7 protein-coding genes and 1 pseudogene are annotated in these 13,403 nt (G+C 69.1%); 3 read left to right on the top strand and 5 right to left on the bottom strand.

Features of this window, described 5'->3' with window-relative positions; translation table 11 throughout:
* The first annotated feature begins 4 nt into the window (after positions 1–4).
* Positions 5–1,234: pseudogene (locus ACH35V_RS19960) on the top strand (CaiB/BaiF CoA transferase family protein).
* A 441-nt stretch (positions 1,235–1,675) separates the two neighbouring features.
* Here ACH35V_RS19960 and ACH35V_RS19955 read toward each other — a convergent pair.
* The 5 genes from ACH35V_RS19955 to ACH35V_RS19935 all read right to left on the bottom strand — a co-directional run bounded on the left by ACH35V_RS19955 (position 1,676) and on the right by ACH35V_RS19935 (position 7,929).
* Complete coding sequence (locus ACH35V_RS19955; protein ID WP_395974228.1) at positions 1,676–2,905, bottom strand: FAD-dependent oxidoreductase; 1,230 nt, start codon at positions 2,903–2,905, stop codon at positions 1,676–1,678.
* Between the two features lie 83 nt (positions 2,906–2,988).
* A complete protein-coding gene (gene uppS / locus ACH35V_RS19950) occupies positions 2,989–3,711 on the bottom strand; it encodes a polyprenyl diphosphate synthase (RefSeq protein ID WP_395974226.1) in 723 nt (240 codons plus the stop codon).
* On the bottom strand, positions 3,708–4,640 hold the full coding sequence (locus ACH35V_RS19945; RefSeq protein WP_395974224.1) for a hypothetical protein: 933 nt from the start codon (positions 4,638–4,640) through the stop codon (positions 3,708–3,710). Before ACH35V_RS19945 ends, uppS begins: the two co-directional genes overlap by 4 nt.
* Positions 4,641–4,778: 138 nt before the next feature.
* Positions 4,779–5,318, bottom strand: a complete 540-nt coding sequence (locus tag ACH35V_RS19940) for an EF-hand domain-containing protein (protein WP_395974222.1) — start codon at positions 5,316–5,318, stop codon at positions 4,779–4,781.
* A gap of 340 nt (positions 5,319–5,658) precedes the next feature.
* Positions 5,659–7,929, bottom strand: a complete 2,271-nt coding sequence (locus tag ACH35V_RS19935) for a germacradienol/geosmin synthase (RefSeq protein WP_395974220.1) — start codon at positions 7,927–7,929, stop codon at positions 5,659–5,661.
* Between the two features lie 262 nt (positions 7,930–8,191).
* On the opposite strand from ACH35V_RS19935, the gene ACH35V_RS19930 reads away from it, so the two are divergent.
* Positions 8,192–9,550 carry a cytochrome P450 gene (locus tag ACH35V_RS19930; protein WP_395974218.1) on the top strand — a complete coding sequence of 453 codons (1,359 nt, stop codon included), beginning with the start codon at positions 8,192–8,194 and terminating at the stop codon, positions 9,548–9,550.
* Positions 9,551–10,037: 487 nt separating this feature from the next.
* Positions 10,038–13,325 (top strand): MMPL family transporter, encoded by a 3,288-nt coding sequence (locus tag ACH35V_RS19925; RefSeq protein ID WP_395974216.1) that lies wholly within the window; start codon positions 10,038–10,040, stop codon positions 13,323–13,325.
* The last annotated feature ends 78 nt before the right edge of the window (positions 13,326–13,403 follow it).

Genomic DNA, 13,403 nt, shown 5'->3' with positions numbered 1-13,403 from the left:
CACCATGACGGCCTCCGACGACGCACCCCGCCCGTACGCGGGTCTGCGGGTCGTAGAGATCTCGATCGCCGTCGCGGGCGCCTACGCGGCGATGATGCTCGGCGACCTCGGCGCGGACGTCGTCAAGATCGAACCCCCGGGCGGCGACGAGAGCCGCCGCTGGCAGCCGCCGGTCGCGGACGGCACGGACGGCTGCTACTTCGTCAGCGTCAACCGCAGCAAGCGCAGCCTCCAGGTCGACCTGAAGACCCCGCAGGGCGCCGAACTGCTGGACCGCCTGCTGACGACCGCCGACGTACTGATCGTCAACTTCCGCCCACGAGCCCTGCAACGCCTGGGCCTGGACGTGGCGACCGTCCGCGCCCGCCACCCCCGCCTGATCTACGCGACGCTCACCGGGTTCGGGCTGTCGGGACCCCGCGCGGACCAGCCCGCCATGGACCTGTTCATCCAGGCGCAGTCCGGCCTGATGAGCATCACCGGCACCGAGGACGGAACACCCGTCAAGGTCCCGATCCCGCTGGTCGACCTAGGCGCCGCGCTGTTCGCGCTGACCGGCATCCAGAGCGCGATCCGCGAACGCGACCACACCGGCGAAGGCGCCCACATCGACGTGTGCCTCCAGGACTCGCTGATCGCGTTCATGCTCTACCACATGACCGGCTACCTGGAGACCGGCACGCGCCCGCGTCCCCTGGGCACCGCCCACCCGGGCATCGTCCCCTACCGCGCCTACCCCACCAGGGACGGCCAACTGGTCCTGGCCGTCTTCACCGACCGCCAGTTCGCAGCCGCCGCCAAGGTGATAGGCCGCCCGGACCTGGCCGACGACCCCCGCTACGCCTGAGTAGACAACCGCGTACGCCACCGCGAAGAACTGGACGCCCTCTTCACAACCGCCTTCTCCGAAAAGGACACCGAACACTGGACTTCGGCAATGACCGAGGCCGACGTCCCCTGCACACCCATAAACGACGTGAGCTCGGTAGCCCAGGACCCCGAAGTACTAGCCCGCGGCGCCATAACCTCACTACCACGCCCCGACACCGACCACCCCCTCCAAATGCCGGCCTCCCCCCTGATAATCAACGGCCACCGCGTCCAACCAACCAGAACCCCACCCCTACTAGGCGAAAAGCAAGACGACCTACTAACCGAACTGGGCTACGCCCCCACCTCACCCGCCAAAAACGCCCCCAGCCCAGCCCACCGAACCAACAAACCCAAACCATAAGAGAAACACACACCCAACAAAGGCCACCATGGCCGGCGTCGGTGGTGGGCCGGGCCGATGTCCTGGCCGACGAAGGACGGTATGACAACCGCTCGCCCTCTTGGAGAGGGCGCAGGCTTCTGGCCGCCAGGTTCGGCCAGACGCGCCAGGCCGCAGACCTGGCCCCCCTCACGTCCCTGCACGCCGCTCAAAGCCCCGGCACATACGACGAAGCCACCCTCCAATGCCCAGACGACTAGCCGCCACGAGCTGGGCTGGGACTCTGGGTGGTTCGGTCATGGCAGCGGAGGTCGTCAGCGGGCGCGATCAAGGAGTCCGGCATCGGGCTGACCGACGACCCGGCGTGTTCAAACGGCGCACCGCCGCGCGTGTCGGTGGGCGGTCCGTCGCGGCTCATTGGTCCACCCCGGACGGCCTGCGGCTCGATCGTCCTGGAGCAGTTCAGGCCCAGGGGGCGCCGAGGGTGGTGGCTGCGGTGATGCCTGAGTGGCAGCCTGCTTCGTGGAAGCCGTCGCCGTGGTAGGTGCCCGCGAACGCCAGGACGTTGTCGGAGAGTTCGGGGAGGCGTTCTTGCGCCTGGCAGCTTTCGGGAGTGGCCGAGGGGTGCTGGTAGTGCGTTCGCGCCAGGACGTGTTTCGGGTCGATTGCGGTGACGGGGTTGTAGGTCACGTAGCACGGTGTTTGTGAAGGCTGGTTCCGGAGTTTGTTCAGGGCGGCGTGGAAGCTGACGGCGGAGCGCCTGGGTTTGGCGCATGACACCTGCATGAAGATCGCGCTGTCGCCGTCGTGGTGAGGGAGCGCGGATCCGTCGGTGTGCAGGACGGTCTGCAGCGTTTCGTACTTGAAGGCTCCCAGGATGGCCCTGTCTGCCGCGGTGGGGTTGGCCAGCATGGCCAGTGCCTCTGGGGCGTGCACGGCGATGACGGCCTTGTCGAAACGGTGGTGGTTGCCTGCCGTGTCGTGCAGGTCTATGCCTTCTCCGCTGCGTGCGACGGTTCGGATGGGGGTGGCGAGGTTGATCGAGGTGAGTGTGCCGGCGATTCGTTCGATGTAGGTCCGGGCTCCTTCGGGGATTACGTGCCATGAGGCGAACGCGTCCGGTCCGCCGGTGAACCCGTAGCGTGCCAGGGTATTGACCAGGAATTGGATGGGCATGTTCTCGACATCCGCCAGCAGCCATCCGGTCAGCCGCGCAAAGACGTAATGCAGGGTGAAGTAGTCCGAGTAATCGTTGTCCCGGAAGAACTCGCCGAGCGTCTTTTCGGGGGATTGCTCCAGGGCTTGGAGGAGTTGCGGGACGAACCGTGCGTGGTCGTCGTTGAACCGCGCCCAGGTATGGGGATCCACGGATTCCGGGTGTGGTGGGGGGTTTTGGGAACCCAGGGGGTCGTCGTGCAGGTGCCTGAAGCCGCACGAGGTGCAGACGACGTCGGTGGACAGGTCGGCCGGGTGGGTCTGGACGTCCAGTTCGCCGAGGAGCCGGGTCAGGGTCGGGTAGTACGTCCTGCTGAACACCATGAACGCTTGGTCGACCGGCCGGCCGGTGGCGGAGGGGCGGGTGTCGACGTGTCCGCCGAGCCGGTCGCCCGCCTCGAACACGGTCACGTCGTACTTCTTTTGCAGGAGATAGGCTGCGCTCATTCCTGACACGCCTGAGCCGATGACCGCCACTTTCATCCTTGACATCTGTCTGCCTCTTCTCGGGGTCTCGGGGTCTCGGGGTCTCGGGGTCTCGGGGTCTCGGGTATCGCTGGTCATTTTCCGTAGCGGCGCTCGCGGGTGTGGTAGCTGCGCACCGCGTCCTGAAAGTCTTCTTTGGTGAAGTCGGGCCAGTGGCTGTCGCAGAAGTACAGTTCGGTGTGCGCCGACTGCCAGGTCATGAATCCGGAGAGGCGCTGTTCTCCCGAGGTGCGCAGGATGAGGTCCGGGTCCGGCAGGCCCGCGGTGAGTAGGTGGCTTTGGAGGATTTCCTCATCGACCTGCGGGCACGGATCCGCTGCGGTCGCCAGGGACCGGATCGCATGGACGATTTCCTGTCGCCCGTCGTAGGCGAGGGCGATGTTGGCCTGCGAGCCGGGACGGCCCCGGGTCTGCGCTTCCAGTTCGGTGTAGGCGTCGGCCAGGTGGGCCGGCAGCAAGTCCAGGAACCCGATGACGCGCACCGGCCAGCGGCTCGCCGACAGGTGCGCGGCCAGCTCTTCATAAACCCGGAAGAGGCCGGCTATCTCTTCGTGGCCGCGTTCGGTGAGGTTTCTGATCGACAGGATCCAGAACGTGGCCATGGGGATGGCCAGTTCGTCGCACCAGCCGAGGACTGCGGGTATCTTCAGGATTCCTTGGCGGTGCCCCTCGTCGATGCCGACTCCATGGTGTCTGGCCCACCGCCGGTTCCCGTCGACGATGAACGCGATATGGCGCAGCGTGGTTCCGTTGCGCGAGTGTGACGGAGCGGCCGCCGTCGTCCGTTCCTCTGTCATGGCGCGTATCGGACGGCTTGGCGGTGCCAGTCGTAGACGGCTCTGGTCCAGGTCAGCATCCGTGCCAGCGCGTCGCGGCAGCTGTCGCGATCTGCCGCGGAACCCTCGTGGGAGTCGATCCAGTCCGCGATACGGTTCTGGTATCGGGTGAATTGGCTCATCCGCGCGTCCGCCATCGCGATGGCGGCGGTGAGAGCCTCCTCGATCGGGCAGCGCCTTTCCCGTTGCAGGCAGAAGATGATGCTCCGTCCGGCGGAGGACCGCGTCTCCCGGTGGAGGGAGAAGATGTCGTTCTGCAACAGCAGATGCTCGGTGAGCAACTGCCGGGAATGCAGCATCGGCGCGCTGAAGAGCAGCGGGGAGGGTGGCGTGGGCGATTGCGCCAGGTCCAGGGTCATCTGCAGGCCGATGGATTGGCGGCGGCGCTGGAGATAGGCGTCGACCGTGGTGGCCTGGGCGCGGGCGTCCTGGGCGCGAGAGGTGAGGTAGACCAGCATGAAATGGCGGAAGCTGTCGCACCATTGGCTGGTCTGGCGTCGGCTCGCCCGCTGGACGATGTCCATCGCACCGGCCGTGATGGGGTGTGGCCCCGGTGGGTTGGAGCCGTCCCGCAGAGCGCTCGCGAGTTCGTCGGCCAGGCGTTCAATTCCGGCGGCGTCCTGGACGCCCTGCTCGATATGCAGGTCTACCACGAAGGTCCACCAGCACAGGTCCAGGGCGACTTGGAGCAGGTCCTCGTCGGCGTCGGGAAACCCGGCCCGGCAGGCGGTGTCCATTCTCCATGAGTCGAACTCGGCGATCTGAGCGTCATTCAGCAGGCCGAGGCGCCGAACCCACTCGCGCGTCCGCCGGCGGGCCGCCGCCGCATGGGGATTTGCACGCAGTGCCTCACCGGGAAAGGACAATTCCACCTCGCGCAGATCAATCATGCGAGCACCTGCCTGCTTGCAGGTCACGTCCCAGGTGCCCGGCGGCAGGCGGGCATGTGCCCCGCACCGGCCGGTGCGAGCCCTGGTGAGCCGGCCGCCGTCCGGCGCACGGAGGAGCCGGGTGCGCGGCCTGGTCGGTCAACGTCGTCCGAAGGTGGCGGTGCCGGGGGCGTCGGGGTCGTTGCTGCCGTACGCGTCGCGGGCGGCCGTGACGAAGGTGTCGAGGTCGATGGTGCTGGCGCCGTAGGCGGCGAAGGCCGCTTCAGCCGCGTCGGCGGGGATTCCGACGGTGCCGAATATCCGCACGAACTGCCCCTGGCCGATGGCGCCGGTGCCGGCGTCGTCGGCGGCCTCGAAGAGCGCCCGCGCGAACCCGCCGATCGTGGTGTCGAAATAGTCCGGGTCGCTCAGCATCCCGTTGATGACGGAGGTGACGAACTCCTCCCGGGTGACGCGGCCGTCCTCATTGACGTCGGCGGCCGCCCGGATCCGCTCCCACCAGGCGGTGTAGGCGACCTGGAGATTGCGGTGCTTGGGCGAGCCCGCGACGAGCGCGAACTCCTTGCGTGCCTTTTCGGCCTTGAGGTCGAAGTCCTGCCGTTCGAGGACGCCGTTGCCGTCGGTGTCGAGCAGGTCGAACGCCGCCTTGATGTTCTCTTCCTGGAGCGAGGACGCCATTGCCGTCGTCTCCTTTCCGGTAATTGGTTTGTGCTCCCGGCCAGGGCCGATGTGGCCGAAAAGCGCGGGAATGCGGGCCGACTCCGCGGCCCCGGGTGTGATCGCGGGCACCGTCACTGATCCGCACCTGATCGACGCTCGGTGGCCGGAGTATGAGGGGCTGTACGAACGATCACATACGTGATGTAGCCTTCTGATCACATATTGTGACATAAGGGTGGTGGTGGCCCGACTTACCGGCGAGCCACAGGGCGTAGGACTGAGAGGCAGTGCGCACTCGCCGGTCTCCCGGTTCCACCCCGTGTTGGCACGGCAGGTCAGTGAGCCGTAGGCGGGGCGGTTAGAGTGCCGGGTCCGGCGGGCCGGTCGGGGGTTGGCGGACGGGGGCGTCGGTGCGGTGCGGGGTGTGGTGTGAGGCGGGGATGGCGATGAGGGCCGAGCCGGTGTCGATGGTGTAGCGGCCGGTCGGCGGGTAGTGGGGCGGGTCGCCGAGGTACCAGGCGAGCCGACCCGTGAGCCACTGCCGCAGGCGGGTGGTGTAGTCGCGGAGCTGGTCTTGTGCGGCTTCGTCGGGGAGCTCTTCGATGAGTGCCGGGATCTCCCGGTCGATGATCTGCTGGAACTGGCGGGTCCGGACGTTGGCCAGCTCGCCGAGGACGTCGACCGCGGTCTGCACGTCGCAGTCCAGGAAGTCCATGACGGTGGAGACGCCGTTGCTGAACGACAGTTCCACCTCGACTTCTTTGGGATAGGAGTAAATGTCGTTGAGCAGCCCGTACTGGTCGGTGAAGGCTTCGATCAGCCGGACCATGACCGGGTGGCGGTGCAGCGCCCGCGGGAGGTCACGGCCGGTGGTGACCAATAGCAGGATGGCGCTGAGGTCGCCTGCCGCGGTTTCGCGTCTCATCTCGATGTAGTCGACGGGGTCGGGAACGTGCTGGTGGAGGACGTTGTCGGCCTCCCACTGGTGCCGCTCGACGAACGCGGCGCACAGGTCATGCAACCGGCGCTGGAACTGCGGGGGCAGGGCGGGCGCGGTGCGGGCCCACAGGTCGGCCAGCGCCCGTTCCACCCCGGTGGCGGGTCCCCTGGGCGGCACGGTGGACGGGACGTCGCCGGTGCGGGGGTCGTCCACGGGCATGAAGCCCCTTAACCGCTGCGCGTAGGCCCTCAGGCCCGCCTGGTCGCCGGATTTGACGTAGGCGTGGGCGATGTGGTCGTCGACGGCGAACACCCAGGTGTCCCAGTCGGCGGCGCGGTTGAGCTCGTCCAGGGTGAGGTCGGGGTTGGTGAGGGCGGTGAGCAGGCCCAGGTCGCAGGACTCGGCGTACTCCTCGCTCCAGACTCCGCCCGGTCCGGTGATCCCGACCTTCGGCCGCCAGGCCCTCAGGTGCTCGCGGGCCTGCCGCAGGTGCGGGTTCGGCCGCACCGCGTCCGGCCAGACGAAGGCGGGGATGTCGAAGGGCGGTGTGCGTCGGCCGATCGTCGCCGCGGTCTTGGCCCGCCGCGTGATCTCGCGGGCGGCTTTCCCGAGGGACGACGCGGGTACGCGGGCGGCCACCCCGGCAGGGCCGTCCGGCAGGGTCGGGCGGCCGCCGGCGGGGGCTTGGTTTCCGTAGCGGCTGGAGCGCAGGTGCCATTCGTGGCCTCCGGCCTGCCAGTCCTGCAGCCCCTGGACGTAGGCGACCACGGCGGCGCGCTCCGCCGCGTTCAGGGTCTGCTCTTCGAGAAGCAGGGGAAGTTCGGCGAGGGCGGTGTGCTCGAATTGGTGCAGGCGTGAGGTGATCAGGTCGTTGACCCGGTCGGCGGCCTCCTGGAGGCCGCAGCCCAGAAATCGGTGGAACACCAGCACGGCGTTGTTGATCTCGCCCTCGTCCTCGGATTCGCGCCGGTAGGAGAAGACGTCGTTGCGCAGGTGGACGGCGTCGCAGAAGGCGTCCTTGAGAACTCGCAGCGGCCGGGTCCCCGCCACCCGCCCGGGGACCGGAGCGCCCAAGGCATGCTCGACCAGGCCCGCCGACCAGGGCGCGCCGCCGACCTTGCGCCGAGTCTGGATGTACTCGATCGGATTGGGGACCCGGCCGGTGTCGATGTTGGCCAGTTCCCACAGCGACTCGTCCAGCAGGTCCAGGGTGCTGGCGATGAACCGTTCGCGCCAGTCGGCGGGCGTGCCCGGCGCGGTGCGCGCCCACAGATCGGCCAGTCCCCGCTCGACCGGGTTGATCGGCTCGGGGGACGTTCCGGCGGGGTATGACGGCATGAACGCCGGCAACCGGGCCAGATGACGCCGCGCACCGTCGATGTCGCGGGGGCGTTTGAAGACCTCCAGGAAGTGGTCGTCGAAGTAGAACACCCATGCGTACCAGTCGGTCACCAGGTCGAGCTCGGGCCCGGGCGCGTCGGGGTGGGTGAAGGCGCACAGCAGCCCGTAGTCCATCGCGTCGAACGCCGCCTCGCTCCACACCTCGGGCACGCCCTCGTCCCTGGGCGCGCCGATGATCCCGATCTCGCGGGCCCACTGCCCGGTGTGCGCCCGAGCGGCCTCCAGACCGGGGTTCAACCGAGCCGGGCGGGGGGTGTAGAAGGTCGGCAGGGAGAACGGCTGCGGCACCTCGGAACTCCTTCTCTCGTTCCGGGGAGGACCACGCATCTCCGACTGCGCTCATGATCGGCGAAGCGGGCACCAACGAGATATGTCAAACCGTCTAATTTCCCTATGAAGTCACCCCAACACGGTCAGTAACGAACCTGTGACTTCCGGACGGGTTCGTTCACGCTCTCTCGGACGTGCGCGTGCGGGCTTGCTTACCGGGATGGGCGGTTCGGCTAACCGGGCGTTCCGCGGGTGCGGGCGGGCTGCTAGCTCTGGATCCATGACATCGCGGGCAGGGAAGCTGCCGGAACGTGTCGGCATGCCGCCCGTGGCGCCGGGCGCCCAGCCGTTGCTCGGCCACCTCAAGCCCCTGCTCACCGACCCGCTGGGCCTGCTGGCGTCACTGCCGCACCTCGGCGAGGTGGTGGAGGTGCGATTCGGCCGGACGCCGACCTACATCGTGTGCTCGCCGGAAGCGGCTCAGCAGGTGCTCCGCAACTCCGACCGTGCCTTCGACAAAGGGGGCACGTTCTACGAGAACATGCGGTCCATCGTCGGCGACGGCATGGCCACCTGCCCCTTGGCTCAGCACAAACGGCTCCGCCGCCTCGGCCAGCCGGCCTTCCGGCCCGACCGGATGACCGGCTATGCCCGCACCATCCAGGACCAGCTTCACGCATGCACCTCGACCTGGCGCGATGGACAGGTCCTGGATGTGCTGCCGGAAATGCGCTCGCTGGCCACCCGCTCCAACTTGGCGACCATGTTCTGCCGCCGCGATCTCGGTCCACAGGTCGACGGCTTGCGGCAGGCCGTCACCGACTTCGTGAACCACCAGACCATCCTGCGGATGATCGCCCCCGGCCTCAACAGCCTGCCCACCGGCCGCAACCGCCGCTACCGCAAGAGCGAAGCCAGGCTGCTGCGCTTCCTGGACGAGGAGATCGCCGCCTACCGCCAGGACGGCATCGACCACGGCGACCTGATGTCGATGTTCACCACGTCCCTCGAAGGCGACCGGCTCACCGACAAAGAAGTGCGCGACACGGCGATGACCGTGCTGCTCGGTGGAATCACCGCAACGGCCGTCGGGCATGCCTGGGCTCTGCATCAGCTCTCCCAGGACGCCGCGCTGGACGCCGACGTCGCCCACGAGGCACAAGCCGCAGCCGAAACCGACGACGACTGTACGGCCGCCGAGATGATGGACCGGCTGCCCCTCACCCGAAACGTGGTCGCCGAGGTTCTGCGGCGCCGCGCCCCCAGCTGGATCTTCCCGCGGGTGACCGTCACCGACACCACCATCGGCTCCCTGCGCATCCCGTCCGGGGCGCAGGTGCTGCTCAGCCCCTACGTGCTGCACCACCGGCCCGACCTGTTCCCCACCCCGGAGAACTTCGATCCGCACAGGTGGGACGGACGCGACCCGCACCGGACCAGGGGCTTCCTGCCGTTCGGGGCCGGCGAGTCCCAATGCATCGCCTACGAGCTCGCCTTCATGGACCTGACGCTGTCGCTCGCCCACGTCACTCGGTCCTGGCGCCTGCAGCCCTGCCCGACTCCGGTACGCCCACGGCCCCGGCTGCATATGGAGCCGCACGGGCTCGCACTTCGCCTGACCGAACGGGACCCGCGCTGATCCGCCGGTCGGTGGGCCCCGCTGTTGGACTGAGCCGGATCGAGCCGCCGGGCCGCCTCGAACGGAGCCTTGGCGCCGCGCGGTGGCGGTTGACGTGGACGTCCGTCTCCCCGGACGGTTCCCGCTTCGTTGTCCTTACATAACCGTTCGCCACTTTTAGTTACTTTCCCGACACTAGTAGTAATGATGTCGGCTTTCTACGGTCGCAGTAGGAAGGCGGTAGTACGCACGATTCCAGGCGCGCTCCACGTTGCCCTCGCAGGTCTGGCGGAGCTCGTGCTGTGTGAAGCCTCGGACGCGCCGCACCGTGTCCCTTCAGCACACGCCTGAAGGGACACCGGCGATGCCCAGGTCCATGACGCGTTCCGCGAGGACGGGCGGCGACGGGCCGTTGTGGGCCTCGGCCGGATCTCGGATCGACGGGGCTGGCGCACGGCGGCCTCGTCGTCCCGGAGTGGGCGTTCACCGCGCAGCGAGGGAGGAGAAGATGTCGGGGAACCGGGTTCCGCTGGCGCTGCGGCGGCCCTGGCACGTGCTGGTCGCGGCGGCCGTGGTGGCGGTCGTCGCGGCGGTGTTCGGCGTCGGGGTGTTCGACCGGTTGTCGGTGGGCGGCACCGAGGCGCCGCGCAGCGAGGCGACCAGGGCGGCCGACGCGCTGCGCTCGGAGCTCGGCCGCGAGCCGGGCAATCTGGTCCTGCTGGTCACCGCGAAGGAGGGCGTGGACGACCCGGGCGCCGCGCGGGCGGGAACGGCGCTGACCCGGCGGCTGGCCGCGGAACCCGGCCTGAGCGAGGTGGCCTCGTACTGGACGCTGGGACGCCCGCAGGCGCTGCGCAGCACCGACGGCGACAAGGCACTGGTGACGGCACGGATCACCGGTGGCGAGAGCGAGGCCGATCACCGGGTGCACAGCCTGATCCCGCGCTACTCCGGAGAGCGGGACGGGCTGAGGGTCAGCGTGGGCGGTCCGGTCGCGGTCCTCAACCAGTTCAACGAGACCACCGAACACGACGCCAAGATCGCCGAGGGGATCACCCTCCCGTTCGTCCTGCTGGTCCTGGTTCTGGTGTTCGGGAGCGTCGTGGCGGCCCTGCTGCCGCTGTCGGTCAGCATCGTCGTGCTGCTGACCGGGCTGCTGACGCTCTGGTCGCTGTCACACCTCACCGACGTGTCGGCCCCCGCGGTCAACGTGGTCTCCATGCTGAGCCTCGGCCTGGCGATCGACTACAACCTGCTCATCGTCAGCCGCTACCGCGAGGAGCTGAAGCGCGGGACCGACCGCGACCAGGCTCTGCGCACCACGATCCAGACGGCGGGCCGGACGGTCGTCTTCTCGGCCCTGACGGTGGCGCTGGCGATCGGGGTCCTGACGGTGTTCCCCTTCCAGCTGCTGCGGTCGATCGCGGTGGCCAGCGTGGCGACCGCGGTTTCGGCGGCCGCCGTCTCGGTGCTGGTCACGCCCGCGCTGCTTCGGTTGCTCGGCCCCCGGATCGAGCGCTGGCGGCTGATCCGGCCGCGCCGGGAACGCGAGGTCGAGCTGGGCCGCTGGCACGGCCTGGCGCTGCTGGTCATGCGGCACCCGGTGGCCGTGGCCGCCGTCACGATCCCGGCACTGCTGGCGTTGGGGCTTCCGTTCACCGGTGCCCGGCTCGGCATGATGGACGAAGCCGCGCTCCCCGCCGACACCTCCGCGGCCCAGGTGGCGCAGACGATCCGGCACGAATTCGGCGCGCTCGAACAAGACGCACTGCAGGTGGTTTCGCAGAACACCGGCGGCCGGGCCGCCGCGCTCCCCGCCTACGCCACGACCCTGTCGCGCCTCCCCACCGTCGCCCGGGTGGACGCGGTCACCGGCACCTACTCCAAGGGGGCTCTGGCCGCACCGCCCACTCCGGCTTCGACGGGATTCGTGCGGGGTGACGCCGCCTACGTGACGGTCACTCCCGCCGCCGGAACCGACTCCGCCCAGGCCAGAGACCTGGTCCGGCAGATCAGGTCAACGCCGGCGCCGTTCCCGGTCATGGTCGGCGGCGCCCCTGCCGAGGCGGTCGACACGCTCGACGCGCTGAGCGACACCCTGCCACTGGCCGCGGCCCTGCTGGCCATCGTGCTGTTCGTCCTGCTGTTCCTGCTGACCGGCAGCGTCGTCATGCCGCTGGTCGGCCTGGTCCTGACCGCCCTCAGCCTGACCGCGACCTTCGGCGCGCTGGTCTGGATCTTCCAGGACGGGCACCTGCGCGAACTCCTGGGCGGCTTCGTCGTCACCGGCGAGATCGCCTGGACCATCCCGCTGCTGATGTTCGCCATGGCGTTCGGGCTCGCCATGGACTACCAGGTCTTCCTGCTCTCCCGGATCAAAGAGGAATACGAGCGGACCGGACGCACCACCGACGCCGCCGCGATCGGGCTTGAACGGGTCGGCCGCGTGGTCACCGCCGCCGCGCTGCTCATGGCCATCGTGTTCTTCGCCTTCATGACCGCCGGAAGCGCCTTCGCCAAGGCGATGGGATTCGGCCTGGGGCTCGCCGTCCTGATCGACGCCACCGTCGTCCGCGGGCTGCTCCTCCCGGCGATCGTGCGCCTCGGCCGCCGGTCGCTGTGGTGGGCGCCCGGCCCTCTGCGCACCCTGCACGCGGCGATCGGCATCCGCGAGGGCGGCCCGCCCCACCCCCCGCTGGAGGCCCCGACGACGGCGGCGCCCCAGCCCCGCACGGCGTCCACCGCTCCCCGGGAGAAGATCGCTGCCACCTTCGCCCTCTACGACCTCGACGACAGCGGCACCATCACCCGTCGGGACTTCAAACTGCTCTCCCAGCGCATCGAGGACGCGCTTTTCCGGCCGGACGGCCGCAAAGCCCCCCGCCTCCTCACCGAGGCGATCGCCCTGTGGTGGCACCGCCTGCGCGTGGCCGCCGACTTCGACGAGGACCAGCGCGTCACCCCCGAGGAGTACACCGACGCGATGCTCACCGGCGTGCTCGACCACCCCGCCCACTACCAGGAGACCGTCGACGCGGTCCTCGCCCAGATCCTCCAGGCGATCGCCCCCTCGGGCGCGCTCACCGGCGCGCAGTGCGACCGCGTCCTGGACGTGCTCAACCTCGCCCCCGGCCAGGGACGGCAATTCCTGGCCGGCGAACCGGACCCGATCGACCACGACCGGTTCCGCGCGCTCTTCGCCGCGAACCTCTTCGGCATGCCCACCCCACGACCACCCCAGAAAGGAACGGCGATGGAACCGACGATCCAAGAAAAGAACATCGCCACGATGTTCGGCCTCTTCGACACCGACGGCAACGGCGTCATCGAACGGCGCGACTTCGAGCTCCTGGGCGAAGGGGCCTGCGACGCCTTCGCCCTCGACCCCGAATCGCCCAAGGCGAACGACCTCAACAACGGCTTCATGGCCTGGTGGGACCAGCTCCGCGTGGCCGCCGACGCCGACGGCGACGGCCGTATCACCCGTGCCGAGTTCACCGCGGCGATCGTCGAGGGCGCGCTGGCCGACCCCCACTACCTCGACGCCGTCATCACCGCCCTCGCGCGCGCATTCGTCCGCGCCGTCGACACCGGCGACGAGGGGCGCATCGACCGCGACGCCTTCACCCGGATGTACCAGTCCTGCGGCCTGTCCGCCGAGATCGCCCACACGGCGTTCGACACGATCAACGTCAACGGCACCGTCGACGAGGACACCTTCGCCGCGTCCGTCCGGGACGTGTTCGGCAGCACCGACATCAACGCGCCCGGCACCGCCATCTTCGGGCAGCGATGAAGGAACGGGCCGGAGTCCGTGCGGCGCGGCACGGGCTCCGGCGCCTGACCGGCCGCCGACATCGAGCATCCGCAACCT

The sequence above is a fragment of the Actinomadura sp. 1N219 genome, from assembly GCF_044326405.1.
Taxonomy (GTDB): Bacteria; Actinomycetota; Actinomycetes; order Streptosporangiales; family Streptosporangiaceae; genus Spirillospora.
This window is presented reverse-complemented; position numbering and strand designations above follow the sequence as displayed.

Bases quoted from the DNA above. Each gene is read 5' to 3' on its own strand.
- uppS (WP_395974226.1), bottom strand. From the start codon at position 3,711: ATGACAGAGGAACGGACGACGGCGGCCGCTCCGTCACACTCGCGCAAC.
- ACH35V_RS19945 (WP_395974224.1), bottom strand. From the start codon at position 4,640: ATGATTGATCTGCGCGAGGTGGAATTGTCCTTTCCCGGTGAGGCACTG.
- ACH35V_RS19940 (WP_395974222.1), bottom strand. From the start codon at position 5,318: ATGGCGTCCTCGCTCCAGGAAGAGAACATCAAGGCGGCGTTCGACCTG.
- ACH35V_RS19930 (WP_395974218.1), top strand. From the start codon at position 8,192: ATGACATCGCGGGCAGGGAAGCTGCCGGAACGTGTCGGCATGCCGCCC.
- ACH35V_RS19925 (WP_395974216.1), top strand. From the start codon at position 10,038: ATGTCGGGGAACCGGGTTCCGCTGGCGCTGCGGCGGCCCTGGCACGTG.